10 protein-coding genes are annotated in these 17,018 nt (G+C 60.3%); 1 reads left to right on the top strand and 9 read right to left on the bottom strand.

Annotation, left to right across the window (positions count from 1 at the left end; all coding sequences use genetic code 11):
- Positions 1 to 61: 61 nt before the first annotated feature.
- Positions 62 to 286: a YgdI/YgdR family lipoprotein gene (locus tag GNF76_RS07995; RefSeq protein WP_155582634.1), complete on the top strand. Its 225-nt coding sequence runs from the start codon at positions 62 to 64 to the stop codon at positions 284 to 286.
- Between the two features lie 131 nt (positions 287 to 417).
- Here the strand turns inward: GNF76_RS07995 and GNF76_RS07990 are convergent, their stop codons facing one another.
- The 9 genes from GNF76_RS07990 to GNF76_RS07950 form a co-directional block, all read right to left on the bottom strand.
- Positions 418 to 2,265 carry a polyurethane esterase gene (locus tag GNF76_RS07990; protein WP_155582633.1) on the bottom strand — a complete coding sequence of 616 codons (1,848 nt, stop codon included), beginning with the start codon at positions 2,263 to 2,265 and terminating at the stop codon, positions 418 to 420.
- A gap of 195 nt (positions 2,266 to 2,460) precedes the next feature.
- Complete coding sequence (locus tag GNF76_RS07985) at positions 2,461 to 5,571, bottom strand: autotransporter domain-containing protein (protein WP_178123227.1); 3,111 nt, start codon at positions 5,569 to 5,571, stop codon at positions 2,461 to 2,463.
- 103 nt (positions 5,572 to 5,674) lie between these two features.
- Positions 5,675 to 8,632, bottom strand: a complete 2,958-nt coding sequence (gene eprS, locus GNF76_RS07980; RefSeq protein ID WP_155582632.1) for an autotransporter serine peptidase EprS — start codon at positions 8,630 to 8,632, stop codon at positions 5,675 to 5,677.
- Between the two features lie 302 nt (positions 8,633 to 8,934).
- Positions 8,935 to 10,275: a TolC family outer membrane protein gene (locus GNF76_RS07975; protein ID WP_155582631.1), complete on the bottom strand. Its 1,341-nt coding sequence runs from the start codon at positions 10,273 to 10,275 to the stop codon at positions 8,935 to 8,937.
- Between the two features lie 2 nt (positions 10,276 to 10,277).
- Positions 10,278 to 11,612: an HlyD family type I secretion periplasmic adaptor subunit gene (locus tag GNF76_RS07970; RefSeq protein WP_155582630.1), complete on the bottom strand. Its 1,335-nt coding sequence runs from the start codon at positions 11,610 to 11,612 to the stop codon at positions 10,278 to 10,280.
- Positions 11,609 to 13,363: a type I secretion system permease/ATPase gene (locus GNF76_RS07965; RefSeq protein WP_155582629.1), complete on the bottom strand. Its 1,755-nt coding sequence runs from the start codon at positions 13,361 to 13,363 to the stop codon at positions 11,609 to 11,611. The genes GNF76_RS07970 and GNF76_RS07965 overlap by 4 nt, the downstream gene beginning before the upstream one ends.
- Positions 13,364 to 13,566: 203 nt before the next feature.
- Entirely contained in the window at positions 13,567 to 13,935 is a 369-nt protein-coding gene (locus tag GNF76_RS07960) for a protease inhibitor Inh/omp19 family protein (protein ID WP_155582628.1), read from the bottom strand.
- 97 nt (positions 13,936 to 14,032) lie between these two features.
- A complete protein-coding gene (locus GNF76_RS07955; RefSeq protein WP_155582627.1) occupies positions 14,033 to 15,481 on the bottom strand; it encodes a serralysin family metalloprotease in 1,449 nt (482 codons plus the stop codon).
- A 431-nt stretch (positions 15,482 to 15,912) separates the two neighbouring features.
- On the bottom strand, positions 15,913 to 17,013 hold the full coding sequence (locus GNF76_RS07950) for a DmpA family aminopeptidase (protein WP_155582626.1): 1,101 nt from the start codon (positions 17,011 to 17,013) through the stop codon (positions 15,913 to 15,915).
- Between the last annotated feature and the right edge of the window lie 5 nt (positions 17,014 to 17,018).

Raw genomic sequence — 17,018 nt, 5'->3', positions numbered from 1 at the left:
CGTAACATTTGTTTTCCGTAGCGGCTCAAGCGCGGGACTTTTGAAGAGTAAAGGTAAAGTTATGAACATGAAAAACTTGGGTCTGCCACTGGTTGCGTTCACTTTTCTGGTATTGGCCGGTTGCTCGACGCAGACCGTCGTGACCTTGCAGAACGGTACCCAGTACCTGACCAAAGACACCCCGAACGCCAAGACTGCCGATGGTTTCTATGAGTTCACCGATATCGCCGGCAAGCGTGTGCGGGTCAAGGCTGCGGATGTGGCGACAGTCATCAAGGAAAAGTGATCCGCTACCAACACAGGTTAAGTGTGGGAGCGGGCGTGCTCGCGATACAGGCACCTCGGCATGTCAGATACACCGAGGTGAAGCTATCGCAGGCAAGCCAGCTCCCACATTGACCGCGTTCCAACCTCTGATCAGCTAATGACGATCCCGTCCGCCGACAGGCTGTTAAGCCCTACCCCCACCAGCGTCACCGAATCCCCACCAAAGCTGAGCACCGTATCGGCCCCCACCGCTTTGGCATGCTCGTGGAAGTCGTACTGCCCGTTTACCCCGTCCACGCCCATGAACACCAGTTTGTCCGTCGCCTGGTAACCGATGATCTTGTCCTGGCCAAACTGGCCAGTGAACAGGAAGGTATTCTTTCCGCCACCCGACTCCATCAGGTCATTGCCGGCCCCTCCCACGAACACATCGTTGCCCTTGCCGCCGATCAAGTGATCATTGCCGTCCAGGCCAAACAACCAGTCACCGCCCGCGTGGGCCTTGAGCACGTTGTCGCCGGCATCGCCCTTGACCGATGAGGCATAGGCGGTGAGGTCCTTGCCTGCCAGCAGGCCTTTGTCGGTGACGCTGTGGGTGACGTCCTTGTTGAAGAAAAACAGGTAGCTTTCCTTGCTCACCAGCGCACCGATGTCCTGGGTCATGCTGATGCCGCCATGGCTGTCGCGGATGTACAGGGTGCCGGCACCATCGTTGGCCACATCGACGTTTTTCAACGACTGCTGCAAGTCCAGGGTGTTGTAGCCAGAGCCACCGAGGATGATGTTATAGCCGCCACTGTCGCGGAAGGTGTCGTTGCCGGCGCGCCCTTCCAGGTAATCATTGCCACTGCCGCCCTGGATCAGGTCAGCGCCATCGCTGCCGATGATAAAGGTACTGCCCTTGTGAGCTTCGGCATTGCGGTTGAGGTCCTGTACCCAGGTGTTGGCCTTCGCCGGATCCGACAGGTTGGCGACGACAATCGTCGAATCCCGGGTGGTCAGGTCGTAGAACTTGGACTCCAGGATGCGCGTCATGCCATCACCGTAACCCGTCGGCAGGTGCGTCACCCAGGTCGGGAGATTGAGGATGGAAAACGGCAGCACATTCCACAGCGCCGACGCATAGTAATCGTTGAAACTGACGATGTTATCGGCAGTCGATTCGTGGGGCGTGTCATGTACCCCAAGGGACGACAGGTTGAACGACGAGCCATCCAGGGCGCGGTACACCGGGTCCTGTTCATAGCCGATGTTCAGCACCTTGTCGCTGGGGCTTTGCGTGGGTGAAGCGTAAGCCAGGTAGTTGGCGTCCTTGTAGAACCCCGACCATTTATCGTTGCTCAAGTCGGCCATGCTGTTGACTGCAATCCCCCCAAGGCTATGGCCGCTGACCAACACGTCCTTGCCTGTCAGGCCCTGGCTACCGGCGTAGGCCGCCACGTCCTTGAGCAAGGTGCCGAAGGCTTCACCCGAGTAGTTTTTCGCATAGTCCTTGGGCCCGAAGGCTGATAGCAGGTCGTTGATCAGGTCACCGATGGAGTCGGTGATCAATGTCTCTCGTGGCCCCGATGTGCCGCGAAAGGCAATGCCGATTTCCAGCAGCTTCCCGGTATCATCGTATTTGCCCAGCACCTCCGCCTGCGCGGTGGTGTAGCCCGCTTTTTCGCCAAAGAACGTCCCGCGGGAGTCGACCTTGCCGTCATAGCCCAGGGTGCTGGCGCTGATCGGCGTCCAACCGGCCTTTTGCACCGCGTCGAGGGCGGCCTTTTCCGAGTCGGGGTTCCAGGGAATCCCCGGGATCACGCCCTGGGAGTTGGTGCTGCCGATCAGCGCCTGCACCAGGGTGGCGGGTAGTCCAAGGCCCAGGCCGTTTTGTTGATAACCAACGGCAAAGCCGTTGTCCAGGTTGTGGTAGGAATACAACGTGATCGCCATGGCATCGGCGAACAGTGCTTTGGAGTCCTCGGTCCCGAGGTTTTTGTAATCATAGACACCCATGGTATTGCCTCTCTTTTGTTGGAGTTTTCGAGAAAGCTAAAACTGCATAGATCTACTGTTGAAAAAACTCGAGGCTGTGAAGATTAAATGTGGGAGCCGTCGAGCCCCAGCGAGGCCGCGATGGCGTCGTCACGGCCGGACCGCTTTCGCAGCCTCGCCAGGGCTCGACAACTCCTACAGGTCAGAGATCCAGGATCAGAACGCCCAATCCAGGCTCAACCCCACCCCGTGGATTTTCTCCCGGCTGGCCAACAGGCCGTTGTAGTCAAAATTCACCCGTGCATCCTTGGTCAGCGCCAGGCTGACCCGAGCCCCTACCAATGCCGCATCACGCACCATCGGCGAGCTCTCTACCGAGAACGCCGTGCTGTTTGATGCAAAGGCCAGGTGCCGCTCGGAGTCGGTACCGCTCAGGTTGTGCTGCCAACCCAATGTGCCAGACACCTCCAACTGCTGGTGATCGGTCACGTTGAAGGTTTTCAGCGCCCGCACACCCAGGGTGCTCAACACCACGTCACGGTTGTCATCCCCGCCTTTGAGCGCGGCAGCATCACCTTTCTCGGTGAAACCATCCGTATCCAGATGCACGTAAGCCAGGTTGGCGAACGGTTCCAGGGCCAACGGTTGCAGGTTCAGGCGATAGGCGGCTTCGGTGAACACTTGCGTGGTGTGCGCATCGACCTTGGCTTTCTGCTTGCCGGACACTTCGCCGTATTGCAGCTCGCGTTTCACATCCGCACGGTGCCAGCTGTAAGTCGCACCACCGGTCAGGCGCAAGGCACCGATTTCGTGCCCGGCGTAGGCGCCGAGGTGGTAGCTGTCCACCGACGCCCGGGAGTGGGTGCCATCGCCCATGTTCAGCGACGTGTCGCTGTACCCCCCCACCAGACCGATTCGGGTGTTTTCATCCAGCGCACCGTCTACACCCGCCAGCATGCCGCCGATGGACGTGGTGTAGCCCGCCGTCTCACTGCCGCTGTTGGTCTTGCCCCATGCACCCAGCGCCTTGACCCAGACGTTGCCGCGGGTGTCGATGGTTTGGGTGGAGGTGCCCATTTCGCCTTGCTGCAAGCGTTCACCCACGGCGTCGCGCAGGTAGCGGCTGTCATTGATCAGCGCGGTTTCCAGGGCTGGGTAGATCTCGCCAGTCAACTGTTGAAAGGCCCCTTGGGCCGAGGCGGCGTTGGGCGCCATCAGCAGGCTTTCATAGACACCATTGCCCGCCCCCAATTGCTCGGCAGCCGCCGCCACTGAACGTTGGTTGTCGGTGGCAGCGACGCTGGCGAAGCTGTTGCCATTGCGGCCCACATTCAACTGCACGCCGTTGGCGGCGTAATTGAGCGTGCCACCCAGAAACAGGTAGTTAGGCAACACCGAACCGAAGCTGCCGGTCACGCCGCCAGCGGCCTGGAGAATGTTGTATTGACGACCGATCAAGCTCTGGGCCTGAGTCTGGCTAAGCAAGGTCGGGCTGTTTTCCAGGGCCAACGTCACCGTACCGCCGTTGAGGGTAGCCTTGCCGCCCGCGACGATGCGATCACTGCTGGTGGACGACAGCTCCACGGCATAGGTCGAACCGGCATCGAAGCTGACATCCCCGGCCACGTTCAACGTACCGATGGAGTTGCCCGGTGCCACAGTGCCGCCGCTTTTTGCCGCCAGCGAGCCGATATGACCGGAGCCGCCGACAACACCACTGCCGCTGACGATGACGTCGGAGGTGACCGAGCCATTGATCGCCAACAGGCCTTGTTTGACCAGCGTCGGGCCGCTGTAAGTGTTGGTGCCTGTCAGCACCAGGGCACCGATCCCTTGCTTGGTCAAACCGCCATGGCCGGAGATGTTGTTGCTCCACACGTCCAGGCCGCAATGCACGTCATTGCACACCCGTTGGGTCGGCTTGCCGGCGTCCACCACCGCACCGATCCCCGGCAAGTCTGCGACAAACTGGCCACTGCCGTAGGCACCCTCAATGCGAAACTCGGCTGGAATATCTTCGGCGGTGATAAACATCCCCGGGCCGTTGACTGCCTTGCCCAGGTTGATCATGCCCCAGCCGTACAGCGAGTCGATGCCAGGAGCACCGAGGTCAGTGGCGGTGGTTTTCAGAATCGTGGAGATCTGGTCGGCGCTCATGTACTGGAAGCGCTCCATCAGCACTGCCGCAGCACCGGCCACATGAGGCGCCGCCATGGAGGTGCCATTTTTATTTTCCCACTCCTGCTTCATGTTCTCTAACGTGGTGCCGTTGAACACCGAACTGTAGATTTTGGTGCCGGGTGCCGAGACGCAGAAGCTGGCCGCATAACCGCAACGGGTGGAAAAGGTGCTGATCACATAAGGATCGCTGCTGGCCGTGTTGGGGTTCTGTTGCAAGGCCGCCACCGACAGCCAGTTGGGTGCGATGTCCGGCACAAAATACGCCAGGCCCGACATGGCATCCGGGTTGTTGCGGTTGTAGTCGTTGCCGGCAGCGAAGATGGTCAGCACGCCACTGCGGGCCGTGTCGATAGCGCCTTGGTAAGCGCCGCCGGCAATGGTGCCAAGGATCGGCCGGATATTGTTGAACTGTGCCTGGGCTTCCTTGACCGTGAAGTTGGGGTAGGCTGGATCCTTGCCACCCTTGGCGTACTGATCGCCGATACCGATGCCCCAACTGTTGTTGACGATCCGCGCACCGCTGGCCACCAGGGCATCCCAGCCCGCTTTGTACACCGCGCCGTCGTTACCGAGGATGATCCCGTCTTCAGGGCCTGGGTCGCCGTTTTCGGCGCTGATGATCTGGGCGTTGAACGCTACGCCATGCATCGGGCCACCGTCACGGTTACCCGCCGCGATGCCGCCGACGTGAGTGCCGTGGTTGCCCAGTTTTCCATTGGAACCCAACGAAGGCGTGCCGTCATAACGGAAAGCATCGCCGGCCTTCACCGGGATATACGGGTCGGTGTATTGGCGAATGCCTTCAGTGACAATCGTCACCACCTTGTTCTGGCTATTGAACTCCGGATGCTGGGCATACACCGGCTGGTCGAAAATCCCCAGCTTGACGCCCTTGCCGGTGTAGCCGGCGGCATAGGCTGCATCGGCATGCACCGCGCCCAGGCCCCAATCGGCCTTGAACTCATTACTGCGCCAACTGGCAGCATCGCCCAGTTTTCCGGTTTCGACGTAGGGTGCGGCCTGGGCGGTACCCAGGCTTGCCAGGCAACACAGCAGCGCGCCGTATGGCACGCAGCTCAGGGCCTTGAGCGGGTAGCCCGGGCCTGTTGACGGGGCGGTGTGTAACCCTCGGTTTTTTACGTTCACGGTGACCTTCCTTAGTTTTTATTGCATTTGTGGTGAATCACTTCTCTTTCGAACACCCTGTGCCTCGGCAGCGGCTACAGGCTTTACGGGGTTGCAGGGCACATCAGAACTGCCAGTTCAGGCTCAGCCCCACGCCCTGATTCTTCTCCCGGCCACCCAATTGACCGTTGTAATCCAGGTTGACCCGCGTGGTTTTGCTCAACGCCAGGCTTGCCTGTACGCCCACCAGTGCGGCATCGCGCAGCAATGGCGAACTTTCAACGGCGAACGACGGACCACCTGCAACAAACGCCAGGTGCTCTTCAGACTCGACGGCACTCAAACTGTGCTGCCAGCCCAACGAGCCGGACACGTCCAGTTGCTGATGGTCATTGAGGTTGAAGGTTTTCAAGGCACGCAGGCCCAGGGTGCTCAGTACCGCGTCGCGGCTATCACTGCCGCGCTCAAGGGCGGCGGCATCGCCTTTTTCGTGGAAGCTGTCGCTGTCCAGATGCACATAAGCCAGGTTGGCGAAGGGTTCCAGGGCCAGGGCTTGCAGGTTCAAGCGGTAGGCGGCTTCGGTGAAGAGTTGCGCGCTGCGGGCGTCCAGTTTGGTCTTCTGTTTGCCGCTGACTTCGCCGTACTGCAAGTCACGTTTGACGTCGCCGCGATGCCAGCTGTAGGCGCCGCCGACGCTCAAGCGCCAGTTGCCCAACTCGTGCCCGGCATAAGCGCCGAGGTGATAGCTGTCGATGGACGCCGACGAATGTGTGCCGCTGCCCATGCTCAGGGAGCTGTCGCTGTAGCCCGCCACCAGGCCGATGCGTGTCTGTTCATCCAGCGCACCGTCGACACCCGCGAGCATGCCGCCGATGGAGCTGGTATAGCCGGCGGTTTCGCTGCGGCTGTCGGTCTTGCCCCAGGCACCTAGGGCCTTGACCCAGACGTTGCTCTCACCCGTTACCGGCGTATGGCGCAAGCGCTCGCCCACCGCATCCCGCAGGTGACGACTGTCATTGATCAGTACCGCACCGATTGCCGGGTAGATTTCCCCGGACAACTGCTGGAAGCCCTGCTGCGCCGACGCCACCGAGTCCGAGCGCAGCACGCTTTCATACACCGGGTTGCCCGCGCCCAATTGCTCGGCAGCCGCAGCCACATTGCGCTGATTGCGGGTCGCGCCGACGCTGGCGAAACTGGCACCGTTACGACCGATGTCCAGTTGCACGGCATTCGCGGCGTAATTGAGGGTGCCGCCGATGAACAGGTAATTGGGCAGTACCGCACCAAACTGCCCTTGTATCCCGCCGGCGGCCTGGAGGATGTCGTATTGCCGGCCGACCAGGCTTTGGGCTTCAGTCTGGCTGAGCGAGGTCGGGCTATTTTCCAGGGCCAGGGTCACCGTGCCGCCGCCCAGGACGGCCTTGCCACCGGCGACAATGCGGTCGCTGCTGGTCGGCGTCAGTTCCACCGCATAGGTGGAGCCAGCCGCGAGGTTGACGTCACCGGCGACCTGCAAGGTGCCTACCGAGTTACCCGGTGCCACGGTGCCGCCGCTGTTGGCGGTCAGCGAGGCGATACGCCCGGAGCCGCCCAGAGTACCGCTGTCATTGACGGTGACCGCCGACGTCAGCGAGCCATTCACCGCCAGCAATCCACCGTTGACGGTGGTGGTACCGCGATAGGTGTTGTCGCCGGTCAGCACCAGCGTGCCCGCTCCCGACTTGATCAGGCTGCCCTGGTAAATCCGCTGGGCGGCAGCGGCGTCCCGTGCACTGCCGACGGCGTAATCGGTCTTGTCCTGCTGGCTGGCATTGGCAGCGACGCCATTTTCCCAGCCCTTATCCTTCAAGGTCTGCTGCCAGGCCGTGTGTTCGGCACTGTCTTCGGTTTGGCGCTGAATCAGCGCCTTGTCGGAGATCGCGTTGCTCCACACATCGCCCTGCCCGGCCGCCAGGGTGTAATCCGTCGGCCCCAGCAGTTGCCCAGGCCCGTGCATCGCCCGGCCGAGGTCTGGCACACCCCAACCGACCTTGGTGCTCGGCGCATCGGTGATCGAGCCGTCCAGCTGCGTGGCGGTGGTCAGCAGCACCTGCAAGGCCTGCTCGTTGTTCATATACGGGTAGCGCTCCATCACCAGCGCCAGCGCGCCCGTGGCATGGGGTGCCGACATCGAGGTGCCGGACTTGACCCCATAACCGCCATCGGGAATGGTGCTGTTGATCAGCGCGCCCGGCGTGGAAATACACCAGTACTTGGCGATGCCGCACTGGTTGTATTTCTGGTTATTGGTTTTGTCTAGGCCCGACACCGCCAACCAGTGACCTTCCAGTTCCGGCTGAAAATACGGCAATGCCGAGCGCACGCTGGCATTCGCGTAGCCGCTGTTGCCGGCGCTGAACACGTTGATCACGCCCGCCTTGGCCACGTCGGCGGCGGAATCCAGCCAGGTCCCCTGGTTGTAGTGCTGGGCATACGCGGCATGCAGGTCGCCCAACGTCTGGTAGCTCACATCCTTGGGCTGGCTGCCCCAACTGTTGTTGATTGCCCGCACGCCTGAATCCACCAGGGCGCTGTACACCGCCTTGAAGTACTTGGGGTCTGGGGTCGGGCCAAACAGAAAGCTGTCGTTGGCGTTGGTGTTGCCGACGTAGATCTGCGCGTTGTACGCCACGCCGTGCATGCCGACGCCGTCACGGGCCGCGCCCATGGTGCCGGTGACGTGGGTGCCATGGGAATCGTTGTTGGGGTTGAGTGCGCCGGTGGTGCTGAACGGGTTGCCATTGACGTAAGTGCCCGTGGCGGTGACGGCGTGATAACGGTCCTTCGACGCTTCAGGATGGTTGGGGTCAAAGCCCGAGTCCAGGGCGCCGATCTTCACCCCGCTGCCGGTGATGCCGGCAGCGTAGGCTTCGTCAGCCTTCATGCGACCCAGGCCCCAGTCGCTCTGGAACTCGGCGGAGCGCCAACTGGCGGGGTTACCCAACTGACCGGTCTCGGCGTACTGCGCATTTGCCGCAACGGACAACAGCAGCAAGGAGCCTGCGGTCAAGGGTTTGAAGCGACGTGGTTGGATGATCATGAAAAGTCCTTGTTTTCTTATTGTTGAAACACGCTGTGTTACTGGGTTTGTCCTGTGGCAGGCTGCCGTTCAGTTAAGCAATAGCGATCTAACAAACGAAATGAATCCAATGTGGGAGCTGTCGAGCTTTAGCGAGGCTGCAAAGGCATCAGCACTGCAAGCATTGATGTTGGCTGGCCCACCGCTATCGCAGCCTCGCTAAAGCTCGACAGCTCCCACCTTTGATCTTCGCTGTGTGGAGCATTGTGTTCGCTTAACTGACCGGTATTAGGGCAAACCCACCCGGCACAAAATTTCCCTCGTTATTTCCCTGCCATCGGCCCAAACGCCTCATCCACCTTGGCCAAATCGGTATCCCGCAGGTTGCCGGCGTAGTAATGCAATTTGGTCCAGGCCATCAGGTAGTCGTAACGGGCCTGGGCCAGGTCGCGACGGGTGCTGTACAGCTGCTGTTCGGCGTTGAGCGCATCGAGGTTGACCCGCTCGCCGCCCAGAATGCTTTGCTTGGTGGAGACCACCAGGGCCTCGGCCGACACCAGGGCTTTTTGATAGGCCTTGAGCTTGCTCACCCCCGACAGGCAAGCGCTGAACTGGCGGCGCAGTTCGATCAGGGTTTCCCGGGTCTTGCCTTCCAGCTCGTACTCCGCCTGTTCCATGGCGCGACTGGCCTGGCGGGTCGAGGCCGATACGCCGCCACCGGCATAGATCGGCACGCTGATTTCCACGCCGATGGTGTTGGTGTCATAGCGCTGGTTGTAGGTGTTGCCGGTGTCCGACTCCTGTCGCCGGGAGGTGGCGTAAGCCGTCACCCGTGGCAAGTGCCCGGCGCGGTTACGTTCCACTTCATAGCGCGCCACTTCCAGGGACTGGCGCTGGGAGGCCAGCGTCGGGTTATTGGTCAGTGCCAGTTCATGCCAGGTGTCGTAGTTGGCCGGGGCCAGGGTGAAGGTGGCGAAACCTTCGTTGAGCGGCGCAAGGTCGGTGATATTGACGCTGGGCATACCAATCAGTGCACCCAGCTCGCGCAACGAAGCGTCCTGTTCATCCAGTGCCTGAATTTCCTCGGCGGTGGCCAACTCATAACGCGACTCGGCTTCGAGGATATCGGTGCGGGTCCCCTCGCCTTGCTTGAACAGGTGTTCGTTCTGCTGGAACTGCTGCTCGAATGCCTTCTTCTTGGCCCGGGCAATGTCGATCTGGTCCTGGGCAAACAACGCCTGGGTGTAATAGCTCAGCACCCGTACCAACAACGCTTGGCTCTTGTCGCGAAAGCTTTCATCGGCGAACAACGCCTGGGCTATGCCCTTGCGGTAGTTGGCATAGGCTTCGTAATCGAACAGCGGCTGTTGCAGGGTGAAGGTGGAGCCGTAACTGTTGTAGTTGCGGTTGTCGCGATAGCTGCCACCACGGTTGTCGGGCAACGTGGCTTCGGAGTTATTGCGACCCTTGTTGTAGTTGTAGGACAGGCGCGGCAACAGGCCGGCGCGGCCGATGGTACGGTTTTCCAAGCCGGCGTCGCGCTCCTTGATGGCGCCGAGAAACACCGGATCGTTACGCAAGGCTTGTTCGTAGACATCGAAGGGACCCATGGCCGCCTGGGCAGTACCGCACACCAGAAACAGGGAAATGAACACTGACTTCATGCTCATTCCTCAGTCAACGCGGAGCCGGCGCGATCCAGCAGCGGCTTGAACAGATAGTTGAGCAGTGAACGCTCACCGGTGCGCACGAACATCTCTGCCGGCATCCCCGGCTTGATCACCAGCCCGTGGAGCTTTTCCAGGGCGCCGTCACTGACGGTGGTACGCAGCACGTAGTACGGCGCACCGGTTTTCTCGTCGAGCATCTGGTCGGCGGAAATCAGGCTGACCTCCCCCGGCACCCGTGGTGTACGGCTTTGGTTGAAGGCCGTGAACAGAATGTCCACCGGCAGGTGGGTGCCGACCTTGTCCACCAGGTGCACCGGCAGATGGCCTTCCACTTCCAGGCGCGTGCCCTGAGGCACGATCTCCAGCAGGGTTTCACCGGCGCGCACCACGGCGCCTTCGGTATGCACCCCAAGGTTGACCGCAATGCCGTCAGCCGGAGCGTTGATTTCGCTGTGCTGCAAGTCAAACCCGGCGGAGGTCAATTGCTGCTCCAGGGTCAGGCTGCGCAGTTGTGCGTCGGCCAATTGGCTGCGCACTTCCTTTTGATATTCCTCGACGTGCTGTTGCAGCTTGAGTTTCGATTCGAGGATGCCCTGCTCCACTCGCCCGCTTTCCCCGGTGTTCTGCGCCAGGTCCTGTTGCACCTGAGACAGCTGGCGCTGGTACTCCATCAGCCGGTTGCGCGGGATATAGCCGTTGTCGGCCAAGGGTTGCAGGTTGCTCAGTTGATCGCGCAGGGATTGTGCCTGGGCTGTCAGGTCGCTGCGGGCACGGCGCATGCCGCTCAGTTGCGAAGTGGCGCCTTCGATACTGGCGCGGATCCCCGCCTGCTCCCGGGCAAAGGCTTCGCGGCGGCTGCTGAACAGTTGGCGTTGGCCTTCCAGCACCAGGGCCAGGGCCGGATCAGGGTTGCCGCTCAGTTCGGCGGGAAAGCTGATGCTGGTACGGTTGTCACGCTCGCTCTGCCAGCGGGCAACGCTGGCCCAGGCCATGCGGTACTGGGCCTGCAGGGATTGCACATCGGCCTGGCTTTGCGTCTGGTCGAGGCGAAACAGCGGTTGCCCCTGTTTCACCAACTCGCCTTCACGCACCAGGATCCGGCTGACCACGCCGGGGCTCAGGGTTTGCACCGCTTTGCGTTTACCGGAAACCACCACCGTGCCCTGCACCGGAATGCCTTGATCCAGGGGCGCCAGGCTGGCCCAGAGGAAAAAGCCACCGGCGCCGACCACCGTCAGCAGCCAGCCCATCCGAGAGAAAAACCGCGCGTCGCGCTCAGGGTGTGTCTGCTCATAGTCGTGATTGATTTGAATGCTGTTGTCGATGCTCATGCGCCTGGGTTCCTTCCGGCTTGATACTGACGGCTGAGGCTGACCCCGGCCTTTTCACGCGGCGCTTCTTGTTGCTGACCGGACAATGCACGCAGCACCTCCTGGCTTGGACCGAACGCCTGCAAGCGCCCTTCGTTGAGCACCAGCAACTTGTCGGCCTGGGCCAGGGCCGAGGAACGGTGCGTCACCAGGATCACACTGCTGCCCTGAGCCTTCATCTGCACGATGGCACTGGCCAAGGCGGCTTCGCCGACGGTGTCGAGGTTGGAGTTGGGTTCATCAAGCACGATCAATCGAGGATTGCCGTAGAGCGCCCGGGCCAGGGCCACTCGTTGTTTCTGACCGCCGGACAGGCCGCTACCGTCGTCGCCCAGCACGGTGTCGTATCCATGGGGCAAGCGCAGGATCAGTTCGTGCACGCCAGCCTGCTCGGCGGCCCGCACCACAAGCTCCGGATCAGCTTCGCGAAAACGCGCGATGTTGTCGGCAATGCTGCCGCTGAACAGTTCGATGTCTTGCGGCAGGTAACCGATATGCGGGCCGAGATCGTCGCGGTCCCAGCGGTGGATGTCTGCACCGTCCAGGCGCACAGTGCCCGCCAGGGTTGGCCAGACGCCCACCAACACACGAGCCAGCGTCGATTTACCCGAACCGGAAGCACCCAGCACGCCCAACACTTCTCCAGCCGCCAGGCCGAAGCTGACTTGATGCAAGGTCGCCATGCGCCGCCCCGGAGGGCCGGCCGTGACCTGCTCGAAACTCACCTGCCCCTTGGGCGCCGGCAAGACCATCTGCTCACCTTCCGGTGGAAACTCCTGCAACAGGCCATCCAGGCGTTGATAGGCCAGCTTGGCCGAACTCCATTGCTTCCACACGGCAATCAATTGATCGATAGGGCTCAATACCCGGCCCATCAGAATGGAGCCGGCGATCATCATCCCGGCGGTCATGTCACCCTTGATCACCAGCAGCGCGCCCAATCCCAGCACCAAAGACTGCAGGCACAGCCGTAATGATTTGCTCAGGGAACTGATGATCGAACCGGTGTCACTGGCCTTGTTCTGCAACCCCAGAAACCGCGAGTGCACCTGGAACCAGCGTTTGCGCAAGGCGCCGAGCATGCCCATGGCCTGGATGGTTTCAGCGTTGTGCAGGTGGCTGGTCGCCAGTTGCGTCGACTGCTGGGAATAGCCGCTGGCTTCCCCCAACGGCTTTTTCGTCAGGTATTCGTTGAGGCACGCCAGGGCAATCAGCAGCACCGCACCGGCGGTGGCCAATACGCCGAGCCAGACGTTGAACAGGAAGATCACAAACAGGTAGATCGGGAACCACGGTGCGTCAAAGAACGCGAACAACGCAGGTCCCGTGATGAATTGGCGCATGTGGGTCAAGTCCCCCAGGGACTGCCCGGCGTGTCCTTCGCCCCGCTTCAGGTTGCGCTCGAACGCTGCCTTGTACACCCGCAGGTTGAAGCGCCGCTCCAACTGGCTGCCGATGCGGATCACGATAAAGCTGCGGATCACTTCCAGCACGCCGATAAAGGCGAAGAAGCCCACCACCATCAGGGTCAACATGACCAGGGTGGTTTCGTTCTGGGAGGACAGGACGCGGTCGTAAACTTGCAGCATGTAAATCGAGGGCACCAGCATCAGCACATTGATCAATGCGGTGAAGCAACCAATGCTGATCAGAATACTTTTGTAATCGCCCAGCGCTTTGAACAGTGGTGCAACGGGAGTGGTCTTCGCCATGTTGCTTAATTTCCCTGAGCTGAAATGCGCACAATAGTTTGCCGGGCGACCCGGTGAGGGGCGGGCAAACTATCAAGACCCTTGTGGGGCGTTAAAAGTGACAGACAAACCAATAGTCGGGTGCTCTACGCACTCTTTTTAATCCGCCGAGGCGACGGACATTGGTTATAACGATATAACTCGAAAATCATTTAGTCGCACAATTAAGGTGCACGCCTTAGTACAACTGTTTCTCCAGACTTAGTCCGGACTTCGTATTCGCCTTCTTTCACGCGGTTCAAGTGACTAATGCCCGTGCCTTCGGCATTCATCAACCAGATTCCGTCGGGTGTAGGTGACCAACTTGAGGGTGTATCGCCCAGCCAACGGCTGGCGCATTCCACGTCACCGCCCAGGGCGCTGGCGTTTTCAATCAGGTCCAGCGGGCAAACCTGGTCTTGCTGGTGCAACTCCCAGTGCCCCGCCAGTTGTGCGGGGCTGGGTAAAATCAAACTGCTGGCCATGGCTGTGGCTCCTGCCGACATAAGCAACCCCAGGAAAACCCGGCGGGCTGCGGTGTGATATCTGTTCATGGGCGCTTCCTTTCATGCTCCGGCACCATCGCTCGTTTGTAGGACGGATGCAAGGGCAGAGAGCGGCGCGCGCGCACCGCTCTCCTTTACGCCTGAATCAGGCCACGATGTCGTTGACGGCTGCCTGGCCTACGGTAGTGACGAGGAAATCCGCCACGCCATGCCCGGAGAAGTCCACTGCCAGCGTGCCCAGGTTGGTACCTGAGGCATAGCTGAGCACCGCGTCGCCTGCATGACCGGTGAACGAATTCACGAAGGTCAGGCCCGCGCCTTTGGTGATACCGGTCAGGTCGATCTTGTCCGAACCCGAGGTGAAGTCCAGGATCTGATCCGCCGCACCCGGCTTGGAATCGGAGCTGGCACCGAACACAAAGGTGTCCGAACCCGCACCGCCCCACAGCTTGTCCGCCCCGCCACCACCGAAGATGATGTCGTTACCGGCACCGCCTTTGAGGGTGTTGGCCGCAGCGTTACCGATCAGCAGATCGTTGCCGGAGCCGCCGATGGCGTTCTCGATGGTCACACCCTTGGCAATGGAAACGTTGCCAACCAGGCCACCAACGTCTGAGAACGAGGTCTCATTGAGGTTGATTTTCTGGTTTTGAGTGAAGCCAGAGAAGTCCAGGGTGTCGTTGCCGCCACCGTCCCATACCGAGAACACCAGTTTGTCGGAGTTCGAGGTGGCGCTGAGGAAATCACGCCCGGTATTGGAGTTGAAGCCGTAGGTGGTGTCACCCGAACGGGTTGCGTAGTTGGCACCATAGAGCTTCTGGATCGCCGCGATGTCATCGATCAGCGGACCCGACGAGTAAGCCTCTACGCCGCCTTTGGTGAAGTTCTGGCTGGTGTTGCTCTCGCTCCAGTAACTCATGACACTGTAGCCACGTGAGTCTTGTCCGTAATCCGCATCCTTGTAGGATGGGTTGCCAGTCCCGGCGTTGTAATCGCCGGGGTGGGACAGGCCCAGGGTATGGCCAATTTCGTGGGTCAGTGTCTGACGACCGTAGTTGTTCAGGTCCGGCGTCTTGTTCGGTGTGTAGCTGCTATTGGTCAGGTACCAGGAGGTGCCATCAAGGCCACTCTCGTTGTACTTCTCGTTGGTACCCGGCAGATAGGCAAACGCTGCCGCGCCATCCTGGCCACTGCTGTAGTTACCAAACGTCATATGGAAGTCACCGCCCGAGGCTTTCTCGGTAAAGGTGACCTTGGCGACATCCGCCCAGGATTGCATGGCCAGTACGGCCTGTGCTTTCTGCTGGGTGTTGAACTGGCTGAACCCGGAGATACCATGATGGTTCATGGTCGCCGTGGAAGCCGAGGTCAGGAAGGTATAGGTAAGGTCGATCTTGCCGTTGCCGTCGACATCCCGGTATACCCCACCTTCGCGCAACAGGTGGTCAGCTGCCTGGTCGACAGAAAACGAGGGCTTGCCATTGACCGTGAGGTTGCCGCCACGGTCATACTGATGGCTAAAGCTATCAATTTGCGTATAGGCGCTACTTGCTTGAGCCGCCGATACAATAGCTTTGTCTTTTACTTTTGACATAAACGTACTTCCTTGTTTGCAAGTGGAACAGTTTTTGTCCGATAGAGACCATCTCTGGCGAGATCGTCCTATCACTCGCCTCTTATGAAGGCGGTAGAAAAACTGACACAATTCGAAATCAATCGTCCAGCACTTTTTTCACGACAAAAATGCGCTGGATCAACAACTCCTGCAAACACGGGAAAATAACTCTGAATATTCCTTTGTCTTGAGCCTCCATTGGGCCAAACAGGTGCAAACCAATATTTAAATATTAAATACTACTAAAGCTTTAAGTGTTAAGCAGCTCACATTCAGCGACTAAATGGATCCAATATATTGTTTGGGTGCACTAAGAAAGTGCCACCGTGTCATTAGAAAGATTAAAGAGCCACTACTTTTAATAGTATTGACAGCTTGTCCCCTATTACGGGGACAAACTGAACACATGCTTAGTGAGTACGCCAACCTGTTGCGCGCAACGCCCCCAGCAATGTCTGCCCATCGAGCCCTGGCACCAGAACACCCTCCTCGGTATCCATGTCCTCCCCGGCGAGGATCGCATTAACGATCGCCTCCTCCACGGCCTCGGCAGCCGCACTGAACAGCGGAGAAATGTGATCGTTATTGACCATCGCCAGCGGCGTGCTGAACGGCAGGTTCTTGCGCCCATAATCCGCAGGCGGCAAATCCTGGTTGCCGGTGGCGAACGCGAGGAACAGGTCACCACTGGAATCCTCGGTGCCGCCACCCGTGCGGGCAATACCGATGGACGCCCGTTGCGCCAACCGCTGGCACTGATGCGGCAGCAATGGCGCGTCGGTGGCCAGGATCACCACGATCGAGCCCATGCCAGGTGTACCGCGCTCGGCAAACGGTGAAGGAATCTCCATCAAGTGACGACCCACCGGATAGCCATCCACGCGCAACTCCTGACGCTTGCCGTGGTTGGCCTGGACCAGCACACCCACGGTCCAGCCGCCCTGCTCTGTCGATAGCCGACGCGACGCCGTGCCGATACCGCCCTTGAACTCATGGCAGATCATCCCTGTACCGCCGCCGACTGCCCCCTCCTGTACCGGGCCTGATACAGCACCAGCCAAGGCTTCGCGCACATGCTCGGGGCCGACATGCTGGCCCCAGATGTCGTTGAGCAAGCCGTCATAGGTTTCCATCACCACCGGCATGCACCAATACACCGCAGGGTCCGCCAGCTTTTCTCGCTCCAGCGCAATCAAGGTGTCGCGCACGATGCCGAGGCTGTGGGTATTGGTGATTGCCAGTGGCGTGGTCAGCAAGCCCGACTCGCTGATCCATTCCAGACCGGTGGCGTCGCCGTTGCCATTGAGCACGTGGTAGCCGGCAAAGCACGGTTGTTGCCGGGCTTCACCCGATCGAGGCTGGATCACCGTCACGCCGGTGCGGACCTGTTTGCCATCGATACGGGTCTTGAGGGTGCTGTGGCCAACCCGAACGCCGGGGACGTCGGTGATAGCATTCAATTCACCGGGCGTGCCCAGCCCCAACGTGATGCCCAATTGACGTGCGCGCATAACCA

Source organism: Pseudomonas spelaei (assembly GCF_009724245.1).
Classification (GTDB): Bacteria; Pseudomonadota; Gammaproteobacteria; order Pseudomonadales; family Pseudomonadaceae; genus Aquipseudomonas; species Aquipseudomonas spelaei.
The sequence above is the reverse complement of the archived record's forward strand: the minus strand, read 5'-3'. Positions and strand labels throughout refer to the sequence as shown.